This window comes from Bradyrhizobium sp. 195 (genome assembly GCF_023101665.1).
In the GTDB taxonomy this organism is placed as follows: domain Bacteria; phylum Pseudomonadota; class Alphaproteobacteria; order Rhizobiales; family Xanthobacteraceae; genus Bradyrhizobium.
Genome location: NZ_CP082161.1, coordinates 1,090,529 through 1,114,556, shown reverse-complemented (window position 1 = coordinate 1,114,556; position 24,028 = coordinate 1,090,529). Strand labels below are relative to the sequence as shown.

21 protein-coding genes, 1 other RNA gene and 2 pseudogenes are annotated in these 24,028 nt (G+C 62.1%); 10 read left to right on the top strand and 14 right to left on the bottom strand.

The window, feature by feature from the left end:
• Positions 1-123: 123 nt before the first annotated feature.
• The 3 genes from IVB26_RS05200 to IVB26_RS05190 all read left to right on the top strand — a co-directional run bounded on the left by IVB26_RS05200 (position 124) and on the right by IVB26_RS05190 (position 2,914).
• Positions 124-531, top strand: a complete 408-nt coding sequence (locus tag IVB26_RS05200; RefSeq protein WP_247973403.1) for a recombinase family protein — start codon at positions 124-126, stop codon at positions 529-531.
• 677 nt (positions 532-1,208) lie between these two features.
• Complete coding sequence (locus IVB26_RS05195; protein ID WP_247970864.1) at positions 1,209-2,378, top strand: outer membrane protein; 1,170 nt, start codon at positions 1,209-1,211, stop codon at positions 2,376-2,378.
• Positions 2,303-2,914, top strand: a complete 612-nt coding sequence (locus tag IVB26_RS05190) for a hypothetical protein (protein WP_346732881.1) — start codon at positions 2,303-2,305, stop codon at positions 2,912-2,914. The genes IVB26_RS05195 and IVB26_RS05190 overlap by 76 nt, the downstream gene beginning before the upstream one ends.
• Before the next feature lie 419 nt (positions 2,915-3,333).
• On the opposite strand, the gene IVB26_RS05185 is transcribed toward IVB26_RS05190, so the two are convergent.
• Both IVB26_RS05185 and IVB26_RS05180 read right to left on the bottom strand, forming a co-directional pair.
• Complete coding sequence (locus tag IVB26_RS05185) at positions 3,334-4,047, bottom strand: Glu/Leu/Phe/Val dehydrogenase dimerization domain-containing protein (protein WP_247970862.1); 714 nt, start codon at positions 4,045-4,047, stop codon at positions 3,334-3,336.
• Positions 4,048-4,913: 866 nt separating this feature from the next.
• Complete coding sequence (locus IVB26_RS05180; protein WP_247970861.1) at positions 4,914-6,341, bottom strand: MATE family efflux transporter; 1,428 nt, start codon at positions 6,339-6,341, stop codon at positions 4,914-4,916.
• A gap of 462 nt (positions 6,342-6,803) precedes the next feature.
• Here IVB26_RS05180 and IVB26_RS05175 point away from each other — a divergent pair, with 462 nt between their 5' ends.
• The 3 genes from IVB26_RS05175 to IVB26_RS05165 all read left to right on the top strand — a co-directional run bounded on the left by IVB26_RS05175 (position 6,804) and on the right by IVB26_RS05165 (position 7,916).
• A complete protein-coding gene (locus IVB26_RS05175; protein WP_247970860.1) occupies positions 6,804-7,004 on the top strand; it encodes a hypothetical protein in 201 nt (66 codons plus the stop codon).
• Positions 7,005-7,140: 136 nt separating this feature from the next.
• A complete protein-coding gene (gene queD / locus IVB26_RS05170) occupies positions 7,141-7,503 on the top strand; it encodes a 6-carboxytetrahydropterin synthase QueD (protein ID WP_247973064.1) in 363 nt (120 codons plus the stop codon).
• A gap of 200 nt (positions 7,504-7,703) precedes the next feature.
• Entirely contained in the window at positions 7,704-7,916 is a 213-nt protein-coding gene (locus IVB26_RS05165; protein ID WP_247970859.1) for a hypothetical protein, read from the top strand.
• A 61-nt stretch (positions 7,917-7,977) separates the two neighbouring features.
• On the opposite strand, the gene IVB26_RS05160 is transcribed toward IVB26_RS05165, so the two are convergent.
• Positions 7,978-8,217, bottom strand: coding sequence for a hypothetical protein (locus IVB26_RS05160; RefSeq protein WP_247970858.1), 240 nt, complete (start codon positions 8,215-8,217; stop codon positions 7,978-7,980).
• 626 nt (positions 8,218-8,843) lie between these two features.
• Between IVB26_RS05160 and IVB26_RS05155 the strand changes: the two genes are divergently transcribed.
• Positions 8,844-10,547 carry a recombinase family protein gene (locus IVB26_RS05155; RefSeq protein WP_247970857.1) on the top strand — a complete coding sequence of 568 codons (1,704 nt, stop codon included), beginning with the start codon at positions 8,844-8,846 and terminating at the stop codon, positions 10,545-10,547.
• On the opposite strand, the pseudogene IVB26_RS05150 reads toward IVB26_RS05155, so the two are convergent.
• From IVB26_RS05150 to IVB26_RS05125, 6 genes and pseudogenes are all read right to left on the bottom strand, one after another.
• Positions 10,529-10,609, bottom strand: a pseudogene (locus tag IVB26_RS05150) (acyl-CoA thioester hydrolase); the annotation flags it as partial. The gene IVB26_RS05155 and the pseudogene IVB26_RS05150 sit on opposite strands and share 19 nt — an antisense overlap.
• Before the next feature lie 69 nt (positions 10,610-10,678).
• A pseudogene (locus IVB26_RS05145) lies at positions 10,679-11,589 on the bottom strand (metallophosphoesterase).
• 129 nt (positions 11,590-11,718) lie between these two features.
• Positions 11,719-12,756 (bottom strand): Holliday junction branch migration DNA helicase RuvB, encoded by a 1,038-nt coding sequence (gene ruvB / locus IVB26_RS05140; protein WP_247973063.1) that lies wholly within the window; start codon positions 12,754-12,756, stop codon positions 11,719-11,721.
• Between the two features lie 149 nt (positions 12,757-12,905).
• On the bottom strand, positions 12,906-13,523 hold the full coding sequence (gene ruvA / locus IVB26_RS05135; protein WP_247970856.1) for a Holliday junction branch migration protein RuvA: 618 nt from the start codon (positions 13,521-13,523) through the stop codon (positions 12,906-12,908).
• Positions 13,520-14,047 (bottom strand): crossover junction endodeoxyribonuclease RuvC, encoded by a 528-nt coding sequence (ruvC, locus tag IVB26_RS05130; protein ID WP_247970855.1) that lies wholly within the window; start codon positions 14,045-14,047, stop codon positions 13,520-13,522. Before ruvC ends, ruvA begins: the two co-directional genes overlap by 4 nt.
• A gap of 232 nt (positions 14,048-14,279) precedes the next feature.
• Positions 14,280-15,026: a YebC/PmpR family DNA-binding transcriptional regulator gene (locus IVB26_RS05125; protein ID WP_247970854.1), complete on the bottom strand. Its 747-nt coding sequence runs from the start codon at positions 15,024-15,026 to the stop codon at positions 14,280-14,282.
• 205 nt (positions 15,027-15,231) lie between these two features.
• Here IVB26_RS05125 and IVB26_RS05120 point away from each other — a divergent pair, with 205 nt between their 5' ends.
• Both IVB26_RS05120 and IVB26_RS05115 read left to right on the top strand, forming a co-directional pair.
• A complete protein-coding gene (locus IVB26_RS05120; RefSeq protein ID WP_247970853.1) occupies positions 15,232-16,980 on the top strand; it encodes a methyl-accepting chemotaxis protein in 1,749 nt (582 codons plus the stop codon).
• A gap of 108 nt (positions 16,981-17,088) precedes the next feature.
• Positions 17,089-18,513, top strand: coding sequence for a methyl-accepting chemotaxis protein (locus IVB26_RS05115; protein ID WP_247970852.1), 1,425 nt, complete (start codon positions 17,089-17,091; stop codon positions 18,511-18,513).
• 322 nt (positions 18,514-18,835) lie between these two features.
• On the opposite strand, the gene IVB26_RS05110 is transcribed toward IVB26_RS05115, so the two are convergent.
• From IVB26_RS05110 to IVB26_RS05090, 5 genes are all read right to left on the bottom strand, one after another.
• Positions 18,836-19,660 (bottom strand): TIGR00282 family metallophosphoesterase, encoded by an 825-nt coding sequence (locus tag IVB26_RS05110; RefSeq protein WP_247970851.1) that lies wholly within the window; start codon positions 19,658-19,660, stop codon positions 18,836-18,838.
• Positions 19,638-20,234, bottom strand: a complete 597-nt coding sequence (locus IVB26_RS05105) for a 5-formyltetrahydrofolate cyclo-ligase (protein WP_247970850.1) — start codon at positions 20,232-20,234, stop codon at positions 19,638-19,640. Before IVB26_RS05105 ends, IVB26_RS05110 begins: the two co-directional genes overlap by 23 nt.
• 228 nt (positions 20,235-20,462) lie before the next feature.
• Positions 20,463-20,623, bottom strand: a non-coding RNA gene (ssrS, locus tag IVB26_RS05100) — 6S RNA.
• Between the two features lie 206 nt (positions 20,624-20,829).
• Entirely contained in the window at positions 20,830-21,213 is a 384-nt protein-coding gene (locus IVB26_RS05095) for a cell division protein ZapA (RefSeq protein ID WP_028150902.1), read from the bottom strand.
• Positions 21,210-21,530 (bottom strand): DUF4164 domain-containing protein, encoded by a 321-nt coding sequence (locus tag IVB26_RS05090; RefSeq protein WP_246929437.1) that lies wholly within the window; start codon positions 21,528-21,530, stop codon positions 21,210-21,212. The genes IVB26_RS05095 and IVB26_RS05090 overlap by 4 nt, the downstream gene beginning before the upstream one ends.
• 371 nt (positions 21,531-21,901) lie before the next feature.
• Here IVB26_RS05090 and tkt point away from each other — a divergent pair, with 371 nt between their 5' ends.
• Complete coding sequence (gene tkt, locus IVB26_RS05085) at positions 21,902-23,887, top strand: transketolase (RefSeq protein ID WP_247970849.1); 1,986 nt, start codon at positions 21,902-21,904, stop codon at positions 23,885-23,887.
• Positions 23,888-24,028: the final 141 nt, after the last annotated feature.

Sequence of the window (24,028 nt, the reverse complement as noted above, 5' to 3'; positions counted from 1 at the left end):
CCAAATAAAAATAACCGGCATTGATCGCGTCGCCGATCGTAGGTGACGGCGGGGTCGGACGCCGGCGGCGTACAACGCGCCGGCTTCGAACGAATGGTAGCGGAGGTTTGCCTTGGTAAGGTGGTGCGATTTGCGCCCGCGAGGTCTCGCGCTTCGCTCGCAACAGCCGGGATTGGCAGCAACTCATCGAGATGTGCCGCGTGGTCGATACCGGTTCTGGTCGATCAGGCGACCATCTACGCGCCAAGGCACGGCAACGACCGCCTGCTGCTCGGGCTCAAGGGCAGCCTCAACGAGTACGAGCCGGATCTGTTGCGGCAGCGCTCGCTCTCGGCCCGCTATGAGAAGGCGCGCCGCGGCGAGTTGGTTGTGGCGGCGCCCGTCGGCTTCGTGAAGGCCGGCGACCGTTATGAGAAAGACCCGGATCGGCGTGTCCAGGAAGCGATCAAGCTGGTGTTCGACAAGGTCGAGGAACTGGGCGGCGCGCGACAGGCGCTTTGTTGGCTCCACGAGTACAATCTCTGCCGGTGAAGCAGACCAACGGCGACACGACCCGGCGGCGACCACACTACTCCGCCATCGGCAGGCTTAAACACCGGGATGTGGTAGTTCCGAGCGCATTGATGTGACGCGCTCGCGGGTACGCGATTGCCGTTGCCGGTCTTGAGGTCATTGCGATTGAGGAAGCCAACAATGAGATCGTCGCTGGCGATCAGCAACAGTTGGCGCACGGCTGCATGATGTCGGCGGAGAGCATCACGCACCTGATCCCGCCGTTCCTTAGCTCTCCTGGCTGCCGCGATTGCAGCGGCGATCGCCCCATGACGCCAAGCAGCGCTTCCTCGATCACCGCGCTGAACGATGCCGAGTTGAATGCCCCACATTAACGCGCGTCCCGCGTATTGAGGGACGATGGGACAACTGTTCGAGGCGCAACGTCGTGTCGGACGATAGCAGCGCAGACTGTCAGTCTTGAGACGAATGTCAGCAACTTGACGCTACACACCTTACGGAGTGCCTGCAGAGCTTCGAACTCTCTTCGGCACGAGGTTTGCGTTGTTCACGTCATCATCACCAATCGCAGTGCGATGGTCTTCGGGACGGACTCGGCGCGCATCGCCGTTAGCGTCTGGTCCGCCCCGACGGCTTGCTGCGGCGATAACTTAAGGGCGCTCGGTTGTGGCCGAGAAAATGCAGGGAAGTATTGGATGCGATCTGGAGTTCTTCTTTCGGGAGCCACAACAATTGCGCTCATCGCAAGCGGTGCAGCCAATGCGGCGGACCTTGAGCCACAAGTGAAAGTGCCAGCGACGGTGTGGAGCTGGTCCGGAGGCTATATTGGCGGGCACGTCGGCGGTGGGTACGGCCGAACCTCCTTCAGCAATCCCTACGGTCCGTCAATCTATGGCGGCGTCGTCGATACCCCAGTGTTCCTCGCAGGAGGCCAGATCGGCTACAATTGGCAGAAGAACGGCTGGGTGTTTGGCGTCGAACTGGATGCCAGCCGTGCTGTCTCCGATGGCACAAATACTTGCCTGGCCGCCTCGGGCTTTGTTGTGAGCGCAAACTGCACGGCAGGTCCAAACCTCTTTGCCACCGGGGCCGGCCGCGTCGGTTACGCGTTCGGCGCTCTCGGCCATACGCTGGCCTATCTCAAGGGAGGCGTGGCTTGGCAATACAAGCAGGGCAACGTGCTCAATAACAACGAATATAATGGCCTGCAGCCACAGGAGAACACTCGTTTCGACTATGGTCAGGTCGGTGGCGTCATCGGGCTGGGCATCGAGCAAGCGCTTACGCCTGCATGGTCGGTCAAAGTAGAGTATGACTATCTGCATTTCGGTGGGCCAAGTGTCGCAACGCCTCCGACGGTGCAGTTGCCGCCGTTGGCAATTCTTCCGGCAAACACAACGAGCCTGTCCAGCAACTATCACATCGGAAAGATCGGGTTGAACTACCATTTTGGCGCCGTCCCATGGGTGGCCCAATGGTCCGATGCGCCGCTGTACGCGAAAGCACCTGCCGGCGTGCCGCCGGTTGCTTACACGGCCGGTTGGTCGTTCGAAGGCGGATCGCGGCTCTGGCTCAGCCGGGGACGATTCCAATGGGACGCCAGCGCTATTTCCAATGAGATCGCTACTGAAGATCCTAACATTCTTATATCAAGGCTCACCTACCACGGCCTCGACGGACTTTCCGGGGAATTATTTGGCCGTCTTGACAGCCCGTGGGGAGTGTTCCTGAAGAGCAACGTCGGCATCGGGCGCTTCGATAAGGAAAGCTCAACGATGAAGATTGGGGCATCCCTCGCGTCTCTTATAGCAACACGATATCGGGCCAGGCAAACGGGAGGTTTACGTACTACACGGCCGACGTAGGTTACGATTTTTTGCACGGCGCCAACTACAAGGTCGGCGGATTTATCGGCTGGACCTATTACGCCCAGAACCCCGACACGATGGGATGCATGCAGATTGCCAACCCCATCGTTTCATGCTCCGCGTCCGCTGATCAGATCGTTGGCAGCCAGGATACGCAGTGGAATGCACCTCGCGTCGGCCTGAGCGCCGAAACCATGCTTACCGAGCATTGGCGTTTAAGCACAGATGTCGCTTACCTGCCTTGGACCGATTTCGCTGGTCGCGACCACCATCTCTTGCGCCCGAGGACTACCTTTTTTGATCAGCGCGGGAACGGAGGCGGGGGTGTACAGGTCGAAGGCGTGTTGTCCTACTTCATCACCAATAATCTCAGCATCGGCGTCGGCGGGCGCTATTGGGCAATGTGGACCCAAAAGGACAGCGAAACGATATGCACAGGCTGTTCTCATCCGGGAACCACTGCGACTCAGTTTTCGAAGTTCAGCATGGAGCGCTGGGGTACGTTCTTTCAGGCCTCTTATAAGGTCAATTGAAAAGGCCCCACCGTAGTCAAGCTCCAGACTCCAGCCTTTCTGGACGAGCATCCTGAAGCCGTACGCGTTTCCCTAGCAGAAGTACCTTGAACCGTCCGAGACGTTTTCGAAGGTGGAAGTCATTACCGGCGTGGCCCGCCGGCGGCGGGTTTACGGTGGATTCCGCCGCCAAATAGTAGTCAGATACTGTCGAGCAGCTGATAGAAACGTGGAAGCGGCGCCAGGCTGGAATCGGCAGCTTCAACAGGCTGCTAGTGCTGCGATCGACGAGCGATTCGTAAGACGCACGCACTCATTCACTAGTAAAAAAGGGGCCGCCGCCGTGAACTTCGGCGGCGACCCACCTGGCCTACGGCGCAGAAAGTCCGGTCTGTCATCGGCCCGACATAGCGAACTGACAACAAAGACATTCAGCGAGATCACACTACTAGGGAAACAGTCCGCGTGTTTCTTTTGCTCCGCGAACGCTCGACACCTATCGCCATCGGGATGAGGAAGATCTCCTCCTGATGGCCTTCCGGTATCGGCGTCGATGACCCGTTCCAGGGCAGCCGGAACAAGCAGTCACACGGGATCGTCAGCAACTCGCCTGGGTCTAGAGCAAGCTCGCTGGAGTAGCCCATCCAGGCTACGTTGCGAGGCAGCATGTCCGACCAGCTGTGGTATATCGAGCCCCCGACGCCGATAAAGCGCCGCCCGTGTGATCGCTGACCGCGATCACTTTCGCTCCCATGTTGTGTAGCTCGAGTGCGGTGATCGACCGAAATTTCCAAAGCCTTGAACAAACGGCTGTTGGGGCCATTGAGTGGGATTTTGAGCTCGTCCGCTGCGCGGCGAACCAAATGAGCCATACCCCGGCCTGTGGCTTCACGGCGACCGAGCGTTCCGCCAGCGCTGACAGGCTTGCCAGTCACGATCTCGGCGACGGTTTGGACCTGATACATCGAGTAGATAGCCATGAACCACGCCATGATCTGCTCGTTTGTTCCAAGGTCGGGAGCTATGACATCTGTGTGCGACCCAACAAACGGGATCATTTCCAGCATACACCGGCGCGACAGAGTCTGAAGCTCACGGTTCGACAAGCTAGAAGGGTCGACGTTAATTCCGCCCTTGGCGCCGCCATATGGCAATCCGACCAGGACACACCCAGCTCATCCAGATCGCGAGCGCTGCAACTTCGCCAAGGTCGACGTTGGCCCGAATCTGGTGCCCCCTTTGTGCCGTCATCACGGTGAATTGGGCCCGACACCGTGACAGATCGCTTCGGCAGCAGCAGGCCGGGTCTTACGTCGTCTGGTATCCCCAGATAATTCGCGATCAGTTCGAATGTTTTACGGCCATCTCAAACACTGGCCCAGTGTAGACAGTCACGATAGCTCCTGAGGCTGGATATAAAACATCGGAGTGCTTGTGCTTCAGAGCACCGAGCTCCCTAGTGCGTGTTGCGCGTTTCAGATGTGGCGAGACAACTAGTCCAATCAGCAAGATTGCGTCTCGCGGTCACGCCAAAAATATGACCAATGCGATGAAAGCGAGATTGACCGAGGCGGCCACGACGGCCCAACAGCGAATCGTGGCAGGCGAAAATTCAAGAGCGTCCTGCGAAGTGTCGACCCAAAGCGGCGGCATTCAAGTCAGCTCCAAAGATCCGGGTTAAGAGACAAACCTGCATAAGCGCAGAAACCACCCACTCTGCTAAAGCCGAGCCTTTCGACCGCGCGTAGAGCCCGTGCTGCCCCTCCAACCGCGCCCGCAAAAAAGCACCCCCCGTCTGGCGGGCGGGAGCACATCGGCTATCGCTCGCCGAATTGCCCGATGCGTCCGCTAGGCGAGCCGGTGCGATCCGCGAGTGCGAGGAGCAGGGCTGGATGAAGGACCGCGCCGATCGCACGCTCGCGAGCCCGCAAAATCCGTGCCCACTGGCAGCGCATCTTGCCGCGAGCTTCTCAGGAGGCTTACCCCCAATGCTCTGAGCTCGATGACATCCGTTCTAAGGTCAACCCGCGATCCCGATCGCTCTTGAACCACGGTGCCGGAGCGCTCGTCTGAGCTCACCGAACTGGTGGAACATGACGAACAGAGCGATCATTCCGGCGCCCAGCTCAGCGATTGCTTGACTGGCTAACAGTCCGTCGAAACCCGCAACCCCCGGGAATAACAGTACGGCCGGTATGAAGAGATAGCCCTGCCTCGCCAGGGCCACAATTGCACTGAGGCGTGCTCTCCCAAACGCCTGAAGCATTGCCGTCACGAAACTCTGAACCCCAAACAGTCCAAAGAAGAGATGGAACACGATGCTGGACGAGACGGCTATTTCCGTGACATTCTCGTTATCGCTAAATAGGCTCACCAAAGGCCTTGCAAAAACCACAACGGCCGCAGAATACGCGATGGAGAATGCGACCGTCACGAAGAGCATGAACTTCGCAGCCTTCAGAATACGAACATAGTCGCGTGCGCCCCAACCAAAACCCAGGACAGCTTGAGCGCCTAAGCAGAACCCGGTGATAGGCAGTGCGCCGACCATCAAGATTCGCACAGCTATTCCAACTGCGGCGATGGAATCATCGCCGAACGGTGCAGCAGCTCCGTACAAGAGCATAACGGCAAGTGCCGATAAGATACTCGTCATTGTCGCTGGCGCGCCCACCAACGCGAGCTGTCTGATGCGATCTGCTCGCAATGATATGTGAGATATCCTGACCAGAACTGTCCCGCCAAGCTTCGTAAAATACGCGATATAGAGTCCAATAGCAGCGATCTGCGATACCAGCGTTGCCAGGGCTGCGCCACGCACACCAAGGTCAAACAAGAATATGAAGATGGGGTCAAGCACAGCGTTCAGTAGAAACGCGGTAAGCATCGCCCACATGCTGAATCGTGTATCGCCTTCGGCCCTGACAATGAACCCGCTGACGATGTTTAGAAGCATCAGGGTGTTCCCGAACAAAAGCGTTCCCGCGTAATCGAGCGCTACGGGCATGATGGTTGGAGTCGCTCCGAAGGTTGCGAATATCGCTGGCAGACTTGGAAGCAGAGCGACGGTAACTATGATACCAATCGGGGCGGTGAGCGCGAGTGCTGTACTTGCGCCTCGACTCGCCTCTAGGTACTCACGAGCGCCCAGATGACGAGATATGAAGGACGCCGTTCCAACACCGATCCCCTGTCCGACTGCCGCGAGCAGGACCATGATCGGCAAGGTCATGCTCACAGCTGCGATCGCCTGCGCGCCAAGTGCGCCAACAAAGATCGCATTGACGACCTGCTGTAACGCATGGATCGATAACCCAACAACAGATGGAATGGCGAGCCGCAGGATAAGGCTTGAGAGATTCGGGTCCGATAGATCCATGTGCTGTTTCTTCTGTGGCATCAAATTTCGCTCGCTCTCGAGCGCGAATTCCGTATCCGGCTCATTCATGCATGAACGTGTCGCGAGCTTTTCCAAATTCGCTGATCGCGTACTCAGCGCAACCCTCTCCGGATCTGCTCTTGCACAGCGGTACATAAGTTTATCTGCGCCGATCGATCGCCGTGATCGCGTGCATCCGTTTGACGTTTGACAAGCTGATTTTTGCCTTGGTCGATTTTCCCTAGGCATACGCCTCCCGCCAATCGTAGCCTTCTGCGGCTCTTAAGTTAGAACAACGAGGATCTTGATTGAGGTGTGCGTGGGTAGCCACCCAGGTTCTGCTAGCATTGTGCCGTTCTGCCCATTGTTGACTTCTCATCGGTTGCGTTCATTTCTGTTTCCTCGATGATGATCGGCGGGGGAACGCGGCCGGACCCTAGGGCCTCAAGTTGGCTTTGGCATCTACCGGATCTTGTAGTAGACGCTCCATCGTCTGCATGGCACACGCAATGAACGTGCCCAGAACCACTGTTGTGGTTCGGCGACGATCTCGTGCAAGCGCTCCATGATCTCGGGTTCCTTGTCGCGATCGAGACGAACGGCAGGCTGCTGGTCCCGGCCGGCGTGGTAACTGGATTTGCGTCAGCAAATCGCGCCGCGCTGGCCATCGCTCGCGGACACAAACTCAAAATTCGTGTAGCCGCAGCCGGCAGCTCTGCCGGCGGTCGATGAGAGGGGCTCGGACGATTTCTGCTTCGGCCCACAGACGGCCCTGACGCCGTCGACCACATGCGGCAGGCCTCGCGTAATACCTGGCTCATCGGAAATGGCGAATCAGCGTGCAATCCCACAAACATCCCGGCATCAGATGAAGATATCCCAGGTATTTAAGTTCGAGGCAGCGCACCGACTTCCAAACGTCCCGCAGACACATCGCTGTCATCGGACGCACGGTCATTCCTATCGCGTCGAGGTCGTGCTGAACGGGCCCGTCGATCCGCACACCGGGTTCGTAATGGATTTCTTCAACATGGAAGAAGCGTTCGGCCTTCTTCTAAAGAAGCTCGATCACCATTGCCTGAACGAAGTCCCGGGACTGGAAAATCCGACGGCGGAAAATATCGCCATCTGGATCTGGCAGCACGCAAAACCGCGCCTTGCGCAACTCTCGAGCGTGAGGGTATACGAGACGACAGATTGTTGGGCGGAATATGACGGGCCCGATCGCTGAATTCAGCGTTCATTTGGGACTGTGTTGATGCGGCGCGCCTGTCCTTCTTCGGCTCCGAAGCCGACTTGCTCGATCTGCGCTTCGGCTCCTCATCGGCCGGATCCGCGGGCAGATTCCCGTGCTCACGGAAGGCCCTTGGATCTCAGGGAGGTCAGACGACGGCGCCCCTGCCAAGCTAGGATCTCGAGGAGCGCGAGGCAGTGATCGACAGCGCGATGAGCCTCATGAAACAGACCGCCTTCATCAGCAGATGCGGCAGCCGTAAGTCTCCGAAGCTCGCCGGACCAAATGCCCGGGTTGAGCCGATTCATGCCTCCCGCGACGACGTGGTGTATGTGCCTGCATGCATGATGATCAGGATCTTTACGCGAGAAGCGGCCTTTGCCGGACGACCGAGTTTGACAGGAATCTGAGTCGAGAGGCCCTCATAATAGGCACTTTCCGGCCTCGGTAGGTTCCCATTCCACGCCAGGCTCATCGAGCGCGTGACGCGCCGCGCCGGCGAAGCCATCTGCCGTCAGCCGCGAGGGATTGGCGCGGCCATGGGGCGTAGCCGAGCTGTACGAGACGGCCCTTGGCTAAAAGGGTACGAAGCGCGCGCAAGACCCGATCTTCGCCGCCGAGCTTGGTGAACTCACGCACTAGGAAGACAGCCTCATCCTTCTTGCGCTCGATCTTTTCGATCTTTTCAAGCGAGGTCTGATGCTTTGGCATCGCGGTCTCCGTTCCCGCAAAACATGGACGCATAAGGAAGAAAACATAATTTACACCACTCCGACGCACCGGGGCGGCTATGCTAATGCCTCGACGGACCCGCGATTCCCGTGCGGGCTGGCTGATTCCTCGTGGAAAACGGCGAACCGTATCTGCCCAACCCGATCTTGGCCGAGACGGCAGACTCGGCGTGCTCTTCCCACCACAGGCCAGCGCGTCGCCGTCACCCGCAAGTATTTTTACTCCGCTTTGCTTAGCGTATCTGCTCTCAACTACGCGCCTCATCGCTAGGAATGCCCTCACGCGCGCCGCGCCACTTGAAGAATTTCATTTTCATTCGACGCTGCCGAAGTCAGCATGAGAGAAGCGTTGCGAGTAATCGCTACGGCTTGCTGTAGCGCAGCGCAGAAATTTACGCTAGCTTCTGCTCGCGAGTTTGCAAATGCGTACCCGCATCCGATCTCTCCGAAGACAACGAGCGATCATTCGACCGCTTGCCCCCTCTCATCCTCAGAGCTGGGACAATCCGGACAATGAGGAAATCTGGTTTGAGTTGGCGCGCGCTATCGGACGTCAGGTCGCACGGGATGAAAATCACGGCTCGGGGCAGCCGATAAAGGACGGGCATGACGACAGCGTCATCGAAGAAAACGGCCGTACTATACGCCCGTTATTCCAGCGACATGCAAAAGGCGACCTCGATTGACGGTCAGCTATTGCTCTGCCGCAAGGTCGCATTGCGCAACGACCTCGATGTCATCGGCGAGTTTGTGGATGCCGCAAAATCTGGTCTTACCGAAGGTGCGCGGGACGGCTATCAGCGCTTGCTCCACGGTGTGAGAAACCAGGAATTTGACGTAGTCGTGGTTGAGCATTTCGACCGCTTGTCGCGCGATCCCGCAACCATCCAGCGTCTCAAGCAGGTTTTCGAGTTCAACGGCGTTGAGCTGATGGATCAGAAAGGGGTCTATGCGACCGCCACTGACATCAGCATCGCAAGTCTGTACAACACGATTTACAAGCCGCAGCTCGCCGAAAAGGTTCGGCGCGGCCATGACAACGCTGTTGCCAACGGAAGAATTCCTGGCTCATACGCCTATGGTTATCGACCGAGGCCGGGCGCGCCGGGCGAACGCGTGATCGATGAGAACGAAGCAAAGATTGTGCTCCGCATCTTCACCGAATATGCAGCGGGCCGCTCGACCCGAACTATCGCCGCTGATCTCACTCGCGAAGGCGTGCCCTCACCAGGGGCAACTCGTCACAAGAACAAGGCTGATCGTACCACCTGGAATCACCAGTGCATTACAGGCGGTCGGCATGGTCGCGGCATAATCGGCAACGATCTATATATCGGCGAGATACATTGGAACGTTCGCTCGACAATTCTCAACCCGGAGACCCAGAAGAAACAGAAGCGCCGCAATCCAGAAGAGCGCCACATCATAGTCAAGAAGCCGGAGCTACGGATCGTGCCGCAAGTGCTCTGGAATCGAGCGCAGGAGGTTCGTAGCGCGCGCGCCGTATCTATGTTCGGACCGACTGGCAAGCCGCGGCGTCGCGCCGTGATCCCGCGCAACAATGAGCACCCGCTTGCCGGTGTGCTCCGGTGCGGCGTTTGCAATGGCCACATGCGAATCGCTCAATCCTCGCGTAACGGTGCACCGCGCGCGGCATGCGCAAGCGCGCATCAGCGGGGCACCTGCGAGCACACCCGTAGCTTCGATATGGACGTTCTGCTCGAGGATGCCTCCGACAAAATCCAACTGAAATTGCTTTCGCCGAAAGCCATTGAAGAGGCGATGTGCGCCTGGAAGGAGGAGCGCAAAAACGATCGGAACAAGGGCAGCGAACACGCTAAGCTAGAGCGTCGACGCCGCGTGTTGACTACCGAGATCGAACGCCTGTCATATGCCATCGCAAATAGCCGTCGGAAGCCGGACGAGTTGCTCAAGCGGATCGATGAGTGCGACCTGGAGCGGGAAAGCGTTGACGAGCGCTTGCGGCTGCTGGGCGGTGGCGGCGAAAATGTCATTGGCTTCGATCACCCGAAATTCGGTGACCGATACCGTTCGGAGGTTAGAAGGCTGGTCACCGCGCTCAAGACCAATCCGAAGGCGATCGAAACTCGCGTAGCCTTCCGCAACTTGATTGAGTGCATAGTAGTGCATCCGGTTCGCAAGCGGATGCCCTACGAATATACGCCCTACCTGAACAGCTCCGCGCTTTACGGCAAGAACCTTTTCCCCGAAAACCGCAGCAAGGGGCGAGAAATCAGCACGTTTGCCTACTACGACAATGGCAAGTCAGGGAAATCCGTGTCCTCGTAGTAGACGCGGACCTGCATGTGGTGGCGGCCGTCGCGGATCTCGCCGTCGAGATGGGCAGTCACGTCGTGTGCCTCTTCGCTTGTCGGTCACCTGCCCGTTTTGCGCAAAAACTGGCGGTCGCGCAAGCGCAGCTAGGACACAATTGCTCCCGTTCGACCCAGCGTCACCTCGACGATCTCAGGCGGCACGCCGACGCGGAGCGGCATGATGCTGCAGCCGAGGCCGCCGGAGATGATGACGTCGCATTTCAGCCTGACATGGCCATAAGCCAGCCGGATGCCCTGCTGCGGCGGTACCGCCGGCGACCAGCCCAGCAAGCGGACCTGGCCGCCATGGGTGTGGCCGGACAGTTGCAGCGCGACGCGTGCGGGCACGCGCGGCGCGATGTTGGGCTCATGGGCGAGCAGGATGATCGGCGCATCGTCCGTGACCTTGGCAAGCGTCGCGCTGAGATCGTCGGCGCCGAAGCGCACCATGCTCCGAAACCGGCGCGCCGGCAGGAAGGCGAGTTGATCACCCAAGCCGGCGAGCCAGAACGGGCGGCCGTCCTTCGTAAGGCGTACGACGTCGTTCTCGTAGACGGGGCTTCGAGCGCACGATGCGCGATGGTCGGCCCGTGCCCGGTCCGCTGTACCGTCCTGTCGTCCCAATAATCGTGGTTGCCCATGACGGCATGGACGCCCAGCGGCGCTTTGAGGCCGGCCAACACTCGCGCCCATTCGCTCGACGGAATGATGCGCGTGACCTGGTGCAGGCCGGCGACATAGTCGCCGAGCAGCACGATGATGTCAGCATTCAGCGCGTTGGTGCGGTCGACGATGGCCTCGATCCGGTCCAGCGGCATCCAGGGATCGCAGGCATGGATGTCGGCGATGACAGCGATCTTCAGCGGCAGATCCGCCGGCCACTGCCGCGGCGTCGGATGATAGCGGGTGACGCGAAGCCGCAGCACCGGCTCGACGGCAACACCATAGGCGGCGGTCGAGACGCCGAGGGCGGACAGGCCCCCGATGGAGCGGATGAGATGACGGCGGGTAATCATGGAAGCCCGTTTCTGATGCAGCTTCTCGATGCGATCCGATTGGAGCGGAATTGGGGTGCGCTCGTGCAGATCGTCTGCACGAGATTACCGGAAATTCATGATGGATGGAGTGCGCTGCGTTAGCGCAGATCAGTCGTCCTCGGCCTGATCGGTGCCGAACAAGCCGAATTGCGCCGCCGCATCCCGCGAGGGCTCTGCGATGCCGAGATGACGGAAGGCGTGCGAGGTCAGCAGGCGGCCGCGCGGGGTGCGCTGGAGATAGCCGCACTGGATCAGATAGGGCTCGATGATGTCCTCGATCGCATCGCGCGGTTCAGACAGAGCGGCGGCCATGGTCTCGACGCCGACCGGGCCGCCGCCATAGTTCATCGCGATGGTCGTGAGATAGCGGCGGTCCATGGCATCGAGCCCTGCGGCGTCGACCTCGAGCGCGCTCAGCGCATGGTCGGCGATCTTGCGGTCGATCTTGTCGGCATCGGCTGCTGAAGCAAAATCACGCACGCGGCGGAGCAGACGGCCGGCGATGCGCGGCGTGCCGCGGGCGCGGCGCGCGATCTCGTTGGCGCCGTCCGCGCTCATGCCGACATTGAGCACACGCGCGCCGCGGCTGACGATGCTCTCCAATTCCTCGATCGTGTAGAAATTCAGCCGCACCGGAATGCCGAAGCGATCGCGCAAGGGATTGGTGAGCAGGCCGGCGCGCGTGGTGGCGCCGACGAGGGTGAATTTCGACAGCTCGATCTTCACCGAGCGCGCCGCCGGTCCCTCGCCGATGATGAGGTCGAGCTGAAAGTCCTCCATCGCGGGATAGAGCACCTCTTCCACCGCCGGGCTCAGGCGATGGATCTCGTCGATGAAGAGCACGTCTCGCTCTTCGAGATTGGTCAGCAGCGCGGCAAGATCGCCGGCCTTGGCGATGACAGGGCCTGATGTGGCGCGAAAGCCGACGCCGAGCTCCTTGGCCACGATCTGTGCCAGCGTGGTTTTGCCGAGGCCGGGCGGGCCGACGAACAGCACGTGATCCAGCGCCTCGCCGCGCTTGCGCGCGGCTTCGATGAAGATCGAGAGATTTTTGCGCGCCTGCTGCTGGCCGACGAAATCGGACAGCGATTGCGGCCGCAGCGCGGTGTCGCCGACATCGTCGCTGCGGCGCTCGGGCGAGACCATGCGGTTGGCCTTGGGATCGCTCACCTAGCGAGCTCCTCGTAGGGTGGGCAGAGGCGCGCTTCGCGCCGTACCCACCATGTCTCCGGTCGGTTGAAAGATGGTGGGCACGCCGCGCTTTGCCCACCCTACGAGGCTGACCATTGCCGCGCTCACTTCGCGAGTTCCTTCAGACCGAGGCGGATGAGTTGCGCGGTCTCGGCGCCTTCACCGGCGCTGCGCGAGGCCGAGGCGATCGCAGCGGCCGCCTGCGGCTGGCCGTAGCCGAGATTGACCAGCGCGGAGATCGCGTCGGCAACGGGCCGCGGCGCGCGCTGGTCGTCGACGGCACCGGCGAGATGCACCACGGCCGGGTCGACATTGGCGAAGGCCGGCGCCTTGTCTTTCAATTCGGTGACGATGCGTTCGGCGACCTTGGGGCCGACGCCAGGGGTGCGCGCCACCGCCGCCTTGTCGCGCAGCGCAATGGCGTTGGCGAGATCGGAAGGCTGTAGCGTGCCGAGCACCGCGAGCGCGACCTTGGCGCCAACGCCCTGCACGGTCTGGAGCAGGCGAAACCATTCGCGCTCCTGATCGGTGCGGAAGCCGAACAGTTTTATCTGGTCCTCGCGGACATAGGTCTCGATCGACAGCACGGCGGCTTCGCCCGGCGAGGGCAGATGCTGCAGGGTGCGCGAGGAGCAGTGCACCTGATAGCCGACACCACCGACGTCGAGGATAACGAAATCCTCGCCGAAGGAATCGATCAGGCCCTTGAGCTTGCCGATCATAGGCTCGCCACCTTCAGCCTGAGCGCGGTGCTCTGGCGGTGATGGGCGTGGGTGATGGCGATGGCGAGCGCGTCGGCGGCATCCGCTGACGGCGGCTCGGCCTTGGGCAGCAAGATCTTCAGCATCATCGCGATCTGTTGCTTGTCGGCGTGACCGGCACCGACCACGGTCTTCTTGACCTGGTTCGGCGCATATTCGGCGACAGAGATGCCGAACATCGCGGGCGCCAGCATGGCGACGCCGCGAGCCTGGCCGAGCTTCAGCGTCGCAACGCCGTCCTTGTTCACAAAGGTCTGCTCGACCGCGGCCTCCATCGGCTGGTGGCCGGACAGGACGGAAGCAAGCCCCTCATGGATCGCGAGCAGCCGGCTCGCCAGCGGCAGATCGTCCGGCGGTTCCACCGACCCGCAGGCGACGTAGATCAAACGATTGCCCTCGGCCTCGATCACGCCCCAGCCGGTGCGGCGCAGGCCAGGGTCGATGCCGATGATGCGAACGGGGCCACGAATCGGGAGCGCAGTCATGGGCCAGTGATAGCGGCTGGCCGCTTGAAGCGAAACAGAAACAGAACGGAAGTAACAGGGGAAGTGGGGGGTGAGGGGCGGACGGCGTCCGCCTTACATTCTGCCGTCATACCCTGCGAAGGCGGGGTATCCAGTACGCCGCGGCTTATCCGTATCCTTCGAACGTCTCTGGAATACTGGATCGCCCGCCTTCGCGGGCGATGACAGCGGATTTTGTGCTAGCGGATAACGCCTATCCGCCCATCTTCGCGATCAGCGCGTCCGACACCTCGAAATTGGCGTAGACATGCTGGACGTCGTCATGCTCGTTGAGCAGATCCATCAGCTTGAGCAGCTTCTCGCCGGTCTCGTCGTCGACCGCGACCGTGTTCTGCGGCTTCCAGATCAGCGCGGCCTTGCGCGGCTCGCCGAACTTGGCTTCCAGCGCCTTGGCGACGTCGCGGTAGCCTTCCGTTGAGGCGTAGATCTCGTGACCGGTTTCGCCGGAGACGACGTCGTCGGCGCCGGCCTCGATCGCAGCATCGAGCACGGCGTCGTCGGAGGCAACAGCGCGGTCGTATTCGATGATACCGGTGCGGTCGAACATGAAGGAGACCGAGCCGGTTTCGCCGAGATTGCCGCCCGATTTGGTGAAGAAGGAGCGGATGTCGGAGGCGGCGCGGTTGCGGTTGTCGGTCAACGCTTCGACGATGACGGCGACGCCACCGGGGCCATAGCCCTCGTAGCGGATCTCGTCATAGTTCTCGCCCTCATTGCCGAGCGCCTTCTTGACGGCGCGCTCGATGTTGTCCTTCGGCATGTTCTCCTGGCGCGCCGCGATGATGGCCGCACGCAGGCGCGGGTTCATGTTGGGGTCGGGCGTCCCCAGCTTGGCAGCGACGGTGATTTCCCGCGCCAGCTTGCCGAACAGCTTCGACTTCTGCGCATCCTGCCGCCCCTTGCGGTGCATGATGTTCTTGAATTGGGAATGTCCGGCCATGCGTGATCTTCTCTAGGGAATCGTGCGCCAAGGTGAGCGTGGGAAGCGCGGCGTTATAGGCCGCCACCCCACCGGAATGAAAGAGGCTCTACGACTTTAAGGTAACACCGTAGTGGCCAATGCCTAGATGTCAGGCATCGTTAACCCTGATTTCATTCCAGCCTGCGAAAATAGCGCACGACCGTTCCCCGACAAGAGAGACGTGATGGCGTTCGGACTATTTCGGAAGCGTCTGCCGGACCAGGCTGCGCCTGCAAGCGCCTCGGCGGCGCCGCAGCCGGCGGCCCATTCCGAGCCCGCTCCCGCGGCCGAAACTGATTCGGCCCGGGAAATCCTGGAGCTCTTGGAACTCGAGTTGGGCGCCATGATCCGCCAGCTCGAGCGCGCCGCCAATTCCGTGGCCGGCGGCGCCGAGGCGACCGCCACGACGCTGGCCGCCATCCGCGACCGCACCGATGCCCTGACCGGCCGGACCAACGCGGCGCAATCGAACGCCTCCACCTTCGCCGATGCCGCCGACAAGTTCACCCAGTCCGCGCTCGGCATCGGGGCGCAGGTCCGTGAAGCCGGCAAGCTCGCCGACGAGGCCAGCGCCGCGGCGCGGGAAGCCCGCGCCAATGTCGACCGCTTGCGCGAGTCCTCTGCCGCCATCGGCAACGTCGTCAATCTGATCGCGCAGATCGCGCGGCAGACGACGCTGCTCGCGCTCAACTCGACGATCGAGGCCGCGCGTGCCGGCGCTGCAGGTAAAGGTTTTGCGGTCGTCGCCACCGAGGTCAAGGCCCTCGCGGTGCAGACCCAAAGCGCGACGGAAGAGATCACGAAGAAGATCGACGCACTCCAGCGCGACGCCGCCGGCTCTGCGGATGCGGTGCACCGCATTTCGCAGGCGATCGAGGCGATCCGCCCGGTGTTCGAGACCGTCAACGGCGCGGTCGCCGAGCAGAACGCCACCACCAGCGAGGTCTCCGGCAATGCCGCCAGCGCCTCGGAGTTCATCGTCTCGGTCAGCGAGAGCGCGGCCGAGATCGATGCCGCGACCAAGGCGGCCGAGAGCCATGGCGAGAACGTCGCCAGTGCCGGCAAGGCCGTCACCACTTTTGCTCAAAAGCTGAAATCGCGCTGCGCCGTGCTGCTCCGCCAGAGCGAGCACGACGACCGCCGCAAGACCGAACGACTGCCCTGCCATCTCAAGTTCGAGAGCGCGCGCGGCGTGATGCCGGTCTATGAAATCTCGATGGACGGCGTGTTGATCGGCGGCGCGGACGCAGGCCGGCTCACACCGCAAGCGATGATCGAAGGCACGCTCGAACACGTCGGCGCCTGCCGTCTGCGCGTGATCGAGCAATCCAAGGCCGGCGCGCGCGCGCAATTCGCCAGCCCCAATGCCGAGCTCCGCGAAAAGATCGAGGACAGGCTCTGGTCGATCCACGAGGAGAACACGGAGTTCGTCACCCGCGCCATGGAGGCGGGCAACGCGCTGACGAAGATATTCGAACAGGCGCTTGCGCGCGGCGAGGTCAAAATCGACGACCTCTTCGACACCGACTATGTCGAAATCGCCGGGACCAATCCGCAGCAATACCGCACGAAATATCTCGACTGGGCCGACCGCGCCCTGCCGCCGTTCCAGGAAGCATTCCTGGCGAAGGACCAGCGCATGGCGTTCTGCGCCATGGTCGACCGCAACGGCTTCCTGCCGGTGCACAACAAGATCTATTCACATCCGCAGCGGCCGGGCGACGTCGCCTGGAACACGGCCAACAGCCGCAACCGGCGGATATTCAACGATCCGGCGGGGTTGGCGGCCGCACGCAACCTGCGATCGTACCTTGTCCAGAGCTATGCGCGCGACATGGGCAACGGGAACACCGTCATGATGCGGGAGATCGACGTTGCGATCCGCGTGCAGGGCCGTCACTGGGGTGGATTCCGCACGGCCTACAAACTGTAGTGCACGCTCAGGCAAGACGCCGAGCGCGAATCATCCCTTAAGATCGAAATTGGAATGGGAATGCCGCCGTGAGCCGGGTTGCGGCTCTGACTGGAGGACTCATCAAACATGTCCGTCGTACAACTTGCCGTCATGGACACCGGCTCCAATCGCACGCTGGCTGAACGGCTGATCGATCAGCTTGCCGACCGCATCGGCGGCCTCGGCGTGGAACTGGCTGACATTGCCGGCAACGTCCAGGAAGTCGCAAACCGCGTCGCAAACCAGTCGGACCGGTTCCACCATCTGCAGGAGACGGCCGAGACGATGGTTTCGGCCAACCACGACATCGCCAACGCATCGCAGGCCGTGCAAACGACCACGTCCGCAGCGGTCGGCGAGATCGCGCAGTCGCGCAGCGCCGTCGACACCGCGGTCAACCACATCTCCGAGCTCGTCGCAGCGGTGGAGCGCATCGAAGCGCGCCTCAGCGCCGTCGGGTCGGCGCTGGCGCAGGTCGCGAAAGTCTCCGGCTCGATCGAGGCGATTGCGAAGCAGACCAATCTGCTCGCGCTGAACGCAACGATCGAAGCCGCCCGCGCCGGCAACGCCGGCCGCGGCTTTGCGGTGGTCGCAAGCGAGGTGAAGAACCTCGCGGAAGCCACCCGCCAGGCCACGCATCAGATCTCCGACACCGTGCGCGATCTCGACGGCCAGATCGAAGGCCTGATCGGCGAAAGCAGCGACGCATCGCAGCGCGCCAAGACCGCCGGCGAAGGCGCCCAGCAGATCTCCGGCATCATCTCGCGGGTCCAGCAGGGCTTTGCCTCCGTGGAGGCGGAGATCGGCAGCGTCACGCGCGCGGCGACCTCCAATCTCGGACATTGCGACACCGTCATCAGCGAGCTGAACGAACTCGCCAAGGGCGTCGACCTCTCCTCTCGCGATCTCAGGAGCGCCGATCAGCGGGTGACGAAGCTGCTCGACACCTCCGAAGGCTTGATCGCGCTGATCGCCGACAGCGGCGTGGAGACATCGGACGCACCACTGATCCGCGTCGTCGTCGAGACCGCGAAGCGAATCTCGGCCGAGTTCGAGGCCGCGATCGACCGCGGCGATATCACGCTCGACAGGCTCATGGACGAGACCTACCGCGAAATTCCCGGCACCGATCCAAAGCAATACCTCACCAACTATGTCGACTTCACCGATCGCGTGCTGCCCGCGATCCAGGACCCGATTCAGAAATCCGATCCCCGCATCGTGTTCTGCGTCGCCTGGGCCAAGGGCGGCTATCTGCCGACCCACAATCCCAACTACCGCCTGCCGCAGGGCAAGGACCCGGTCTGGAACAACGCCAATTGCCGCAACCGCCGCCTGTTCACCGATCGCGCGGTGAAGAAGGTCGCGGCGAATACCAAGCCGTTCCTGCTCCAGACCTACCGCCGCGACATGGGCGGCGGACAGTTTGTGCTGATGAAGGATCTGTCCTCGCCGATCGTGATCCGCGGCAAGCACTGGGGCGCCTTCCGCATGGGTTTTCGGCAGAGCTGACGACCGGCGCGCGACGGCGCTCCGGCATCCTCGAAATTCGAAGTTCGAAAACAACCCCATGCACAGTAGCCGGGGTGTGCGGAATCAATGGCTTATCCCGGCAGGCCAGGGCGCGGTTTGACTCGTCGGGCAAAACAGAATTGTAGGGTGGGCAAAGGCGCACTTGCGCCGTGCCCACGATCTTTGCAATACGGCAACAGAGCGTGGCACGCTACGCTTTGCCCACCCTACGATTCTGCCTATGTGGAGAGATGACTCCACCCCATCGCGCTACGCGCGATCGACCCTCTCCAGAGGTTGGCAGCAACGATTGCAGCGCTACTCAGCTCAACCAGAATTTCGGCGTCGCCGGCTCCAGCCTTCCACCCACGCGCACCGGTGCAATCTTCAGCGCGAGGCCCGTTGCGTCATCCGTCTCCACCACAACGCCGCTGAGCGTTGCCGCGCCCGCCGCCGGCTCGAAGCGGCCCGACGGAATTCCCGAGGTGAACCTGCGCAGCGGCTCTTCCTTCTGCATGCCGATGATGGAATCGTAGTCGCCGGTCATGCCGGCATCGGTCATGTAGGCGGTGCCGCCGTTGAGGATCTGGTGGTCGGCGGTCGGCACATGGGTGTGCGTGCCGACGACGAGGCTGGCGCGGCCGTCGCAGAAGAAGCCGATGCCCTGCTTCTCGCTGCTCGCCTCGCAATGGAAATCGACGACGATGGCGTCGGCGGCAACGCCGAGCGGGCAAGCGCCGAGCTCGCGCTCCAACGCGGCAAAGGGATCGTCGAACGGGGTCATGAAGACGCGGCCGAGCGCGTTGACGACGAGCGCATGCTTGCCGTTCTTGGTCTCGACCAGAGCGGCGCCGCGGCCGGGCGTGCCGCGCGGATAGTTTGCGGGGCGCACCAGGCGCTCGGCGCGCTCGATGAACACCAGGGCTTCGCGCTGGTCCCACGAATGGTTGCCGAGCGTCACCGCATCGGCGCCGGCATCGAGAAACTCCTGATAGATCGCTTCCGTGATGCCGAAGCCGCCGGCGGAATTCTCACCGTTGACGACGACGAAATCGAGCGACCAGTCCCTGACCATGCCGGGCAGATATTCGGCGATGGCGTTCCGCCCGCTGCGGCCGACGACATCACCCACGAAGAGAATGCGCAACTTCAGAACTCCGGAAATCGAACACGTCCGATTCCGTTAGCACATAATCCAGCGCGACGTCGTGCGATAGTGCCGGAACCGCCTTGATCTCCTGCGCTGCAAAAGCGAGCCCGATGCCGACAATGTTCTTGGTCTTGCGCAAATGCGCGAAGGTGAAATCGTAATGGCCCGCACCATAGCCGATGCGATGGCCGAGGCGATCGAACGCCGCGAGCGGCGTCAGCATGATATCGGGGATGACTTCGGCAGCCGCCGGCGACGGCTCGGGAATGCCGAGCGGACCGAGCATCAGCCGGTCGTTCGGATGGAAGAGGCGGAAGATCAGCGATTGGCCGCGCGCGGTGACGCAAGGCAGCGCCAGCTTCGCACCCTGCTCCGCGAGCCTCGTGAGCAGCGGCATCGGATCGATCTCGCTGCGAATCGGCGAATAGCCGGAGACGATGCTGCCGGGCAGAAGGTCGAACGGCAGCCCGCGCTTGGCGAGCTTTGCGGCGGCAGCGCTGCGCTTTTTCTCGCTCAGCGCGTCACGCGCCGCGACCGCCTTGGCACGGAGTTCGGCTTTGGTGTTGGTCATGCGCGTTTTCCCCGAAGGCGGAGCCTTGCTCCGCCGTCATCACCCGCGAAGGCGGGTGATCCAGTATTCCAGAGACGCCAATGCTAGAACCTCGACGCCGCGGCGTACTGGATGCCCCGGTCCCACGTGCGCAATTGCGCACTAGGGGGGCATGACACCGAACCTTGAGCTGAACCGCAAGCGTGTCGGGGACGCAATTTCGACAGGCACAAACCAAGCAAACAAAAGTGCGAAGCCGCGTACGCCGTTGAAGCACTCGATCCCGGAGTTCCCTACGAAAGTAGGTGGGCACCATATGTCCGGGCCCACGGGCCCGGCCAGGGACAGTTCCCTAAAGGATCGATAAGGCCCCGGGGATATATGGCTCCTGACGCGCGTCGCAGCCTCGCGGAGCCAATCTAACAACGATGCTGACGAATCGCTAGCCCGTGGTTACTCACCTCTCCCGCTTGCGGGGAGTGGTCGCGCCGAAGGCGCGGGTGAGGGTTCTCTCCTCTTGGGGATTGTCCCGTTGCGGCGACCCCCTCTCCCCAGCCCTCCCCCGCATGCGGGGGAGGGAGCGCACCGTCTTCGCGGCGCCTATCGCGGCTCTCGCCTACCCTATCGCGATCCCGTTCCCCACCGTCCGGTTCAGGACCTGGGTCGACTTCTCGATGCGTTCGGCCGCGGCGTTCAGGGCATTCACCACCGCGGTCTGCGTCATCCTGGCGCGCTCGACGGCGGCATTGCGGAAATCGCGCAGCTCGGTCAGCTCCTGCTCCATGGTGCGGACACGATTGCCAACGTCGACCAGTTCGTCGCAGACGGTCAGCGCCGCCATCACGGTGAGACGCGCATCGCCGATCTCGCCGAATTTTCCGCGCAGCGATTGAATCCGTGTCTCCAGGCTTTCGGCGAGCTTGAGCAGCCGCACCTCCTGGCCCTCCTCGCAGGCCATGCGGTATTGCCGGCCGTTGATGGTGACGTTGATGTGGCTCATCCGTCCTCTCCGGTATCGAGCACCGAGCGTATCGTGACGATCGCGGAATCCAGCCGGTCGGAGATCTCGCGATTGGTGCGCTCGAGCTTGCGCGCCTTCACCAGCGCGCCGTCGAGCTCGTCGGCAAGCCGCGAACGGTCAGCGCCGAGCGCCTGAATCCGCGCCGCGAGCTCGTTCTCGTCGCGATCGGCGTCGCGTCGCCGCTCCACCGCGCTTTCGAGCGCGTCGAGCGCCGCCATCAGCCTGCGGGTCGCGATGTCGATCTCGACCGCGGAGGACTCCGTCATGGCGGAACTGTTGGACACGCGATCGTTCATGCAGTCAGCGCTGGAACCTAGCGGCCTTTGCCCAGTGGCCTTTTCCTGGGGCTTGCCGCCCGGCAAAAGACTCGGTTCGGCAAGCGGTTAGAAGCAGAAATTTACGTGGCAAGCTAGCCCAGCGCAACGTCGCCGCGAAACTATGCACCGATAGATCGGAAGGAGGTCGTTCCGATTCGACCGTTCCTCCACGCGTGAGCCCGGCGGAAAACCGATCTCCACATAGGCAACTTTTACGGCCAAACCGGCGTTTGATTGCCTTGGACTCCCGGAACCGAGGTGCTATCCCAGCCCCGACCTTCAGTGGCCGCCAGGCTCCTTCCCGCGCGGGCGTGCATCGCCAAGCGCCTCATTTCAGACGGATTTCAGACATGACGCAGGTCGATCACTCCCGTATGGCCAACGCGATCCGCGGCCTTTCGATGGACGCTGTCGAGAAGGCGAAATCGGGTCATCCCGGCCTGCCGATGGGTGCCGCCGACATCGCCACGGTGCTGTTCACGCAGTTCCTGAAATTCGACGCCGCCGCGCCCGCCTGGCCGGACCGCGACCGCTTCGTGCTCTCGGCCGGCCACGGCTCGATGCTGCTTTATTCGCTGCTGTATTTGACCGGCAATTCCGAAATGACGCTTGACCAGATCAAGCAGTTCCGCCAGGTCGACTCGCTCACCCCGGGGCATCCCGAGAATTTCCGCACCAACGGCATCGAGACCACGACCGGCCCGCTGGGCCAGGGTATCTCGACCTCAGTCGGCATGGCACTCGCCGAGAAGATGCTCGCGGCCGAGTTCGGCAAGAAGATCGTCGACCACCACACCTATGTGCTCGCCTCGGACGGCGATCTGATGGAAGGCGTGTCGCAGGAAGCTATCGCGATGGCCGGTCACTGGAAGCTCAACAAGCTGATCGTGCTCTACGACGACAACGGCATCTCGATCGACGGCCCCACCTCGATCTCCGATTCCGTGGACCAGGTGAAGCGCTTCAAGTCCGCGGGCTGGGCGGCCGAGAAGATCGACGGCCATGACCAGGCGGCGATTGCCGATGCGATCACGCGCGCGAAGAAATCCAACAAGCCGACGCTGATCGCCTGCCGCACCACCATCGGCTTCGGCGCGCCGCACAAGGCCGGGACGTCGAAGGTGCATGGCGAGGCGCTCGGCGCCGACGAGCTCAAGGCGGCCAAGGAGAATCTCGGCATCTCGCTCGAGCCGTTCGCGGTCGCCGACGACGCGCTGAAGGCGTGGCGCGCAGCCGGCAGCCGCGGCGCCGCGGCGCGCCAGGAATGGGAAACACGGCTTGGCGAACTCGGCAGCCGCAAGCGCGCCGAGTTCGAGCGCCGCCTGCGCCATGAGCGTCCGGCCTCGCTCGCAAAGGCCGTGCGCGCGTACAAGAAGGAATTGCTGGAAAAGCCGATGATCGCGGCGACCCGCAAATCCTCGGAAGCCGTGATCGAAGTCATCGCCGGCGCCATGCCGATGGAATTCCTGGCCGGCTCGGCCGATCTCACCGGCTCCAACAACAACAAGGCGAAATCGGCGACCGCGTTCTCGGCGAAAACGCCGAAGGGCCGCTTCATCCATTACGGCATCCGCGAGCACGGCATGGCCGCCGCGATGAACGGCATCTTCCTGCACGGCGGCTTCGCACCGAACGGCGCGACCTTCCTGGTATTCACCGACTACGCACGTCCCGCGATGCGCCTTGCCGCGCTGATGGGCTCCGGCGTCGTCTATGTGATGACCCATGATTCCATCGGCCTCGGCGAAGACGGTCCTACCCATCAGCCGGTCGAGCATCTCGCCGCGCTTCGTGCCATTCCCAATATGCGCGTGTTCCGTCCGTGCGACGCGATGGAGGTCGCCGAATGCTGGGAGCTCGCGCTCAACCGCATCGACGGCCCGACCGTGCTGGCGCTGACGCGCCAGAATTTGCCGCAGTTGCGGACCACCGCGCCGAACGACAATCCCTGCGCGGCCGGCGCCTATGAGCTGGTCGCCGCCCAAGGCGAAGCCAAGGCGACGTTGTTCGCGTCCGGCTCCGAGGTCGAGATCGCGGTCGCCGCCCAGAAGCAGCTCGCCGAGCGCGGCATCGCGTCACGGGTGGTCTCCGTTCCCTCGCTCGAGCTGTTGTTAGCGCAACCAGAGGCCAAGCGCGCAGCCATCATCGGCAACGCGCCTGTCAAGATTGCGATCGAGGCGGCCGTGCGCTGGGGTTGGGACGCCGTGATCGGCCAGGATGGCGAATTTGTCGGCATGCATTCCTTCGGCGAAAGCGGTCCTGCCAAGGAGCTTTACAAGCATTTCGGCATTACTGCCGAGGCCGCGGTTAACGCTGTGCTGAAGCGCGTTTCCTGAGAGTTGAGCTTGCCGCAAAAAAGGACTACGTAATCTCTCATATGATCAAGCACCGCCCGGCCGAACCGGGCGTCCGCCCCTAAAAAACCCTCGCAGGCGCGCATAGCGCGTTGTGCGGGATGACAACGGTCATTGAAGGAG

Bases quoted from the DNA above. Each gene is read 5' to 3' on its own strand.
- IVB26_RS05195 (WP_247970864.1), top strand. From the start codon at position 1,209: ATGCGATCTGGAGTTCTTCTTTCGGGAGCCACAACAATTGCGCTCATC.
- IVB26_RS05180 (WP_247970861.1), bottom strand. From the start codon at position 6,341: ATGAATGAGCCGGATACGGAATTCGCGCTCGAGAGCGAGCGAAATTTG.
- queD (WP_247973064.1), top strand. From the start codon at position 7,141: ATGAAGATATCCCAGGTATTTAAGTTCGAGGCAGCGCACCGACTTCCA.
- IVB26_RS05160 (WP_247970858.1), bottom strand. From the start codon at position 8,217: ATGCCAAAGCATCAGACCTCGCTTGAAAAGATCGAAAAGATCGAGCGC.
- IVB26_RS05155 (WP_247970857.1), top strand. From the start codon at position 8,844: ATGACGACAGCGTCATCGAAGAAAACGGCCGTACTATACGCCCGTTAT.
- ruvB (WP_247973063.1), bottom strand. From the start codon at position 12,756: ATGGTCTCGCCCGAGCGCCGCAGCGACGATGTCGGCGACACCGCGCTG.
- ruvA (WP_247970856.1), bottom strand. From the start codon at position 13,523: ATGATCGGCAAGCTCAAGGGCCTGATCGATTCCTTCGGCGAGGATTTC.
- ruvC (WP_247970855.1), bottom strand. From the start codon at position 14,047: ATGACTGCGCTCCCGATTCGTGGCCCCGTTCGCATCATCGGCATCGAC.
- IVB26_RS05125 (WP_247970854.1), bottom strand. From the start codon at position 15,026: ATGGCCGGACATTCCCAATTCAAGAACATCATGCACCGCAAGGGGCGG.
- IVB26_RS05120 (WP_247970853.1), top strand. From the start codon at position 15,232: ATGGCGTTCGGACTATTTCGGAAGCGTCTGCCGGACCAGGCTGCGCCT.
- IVB26_RS05115 (WP_247970852.1), top strand. From the start codon at position 17,089: ATGTCCGTCGTACAACTTGCCGTCATGGACACCGGCTCCAATCGCACG.
- IVB26_RS05105 (WP_247970850.1), bottom strand. From the start codon at position 20,234: ATGACCAACACCAAAGCCGAACTCCGTGCCAAGGCGGTCGCGGCGCGT.
- IVB26_RS05095 (WP_028150902.1), bottom strand. From the start codon at position 21,213: ATGAGCCACATCAACGTCACCATCAACGGCCGGCAATACCGCATGGCC.
- IVB26_RS05090 (WP_246929437.1), bottom strand. From the start codon at position 21,530: ATGAACGATCGCGTGTCCAACAGTTCCGCCATGACGGAGTCCTCCGCG.
- tkt (WP_247970849.1), top strand. From the start codon at position 21,902: ATGACGCAGGTCGATCACTCCCGTATGGCCAACGCGATCCGCGGCCTT.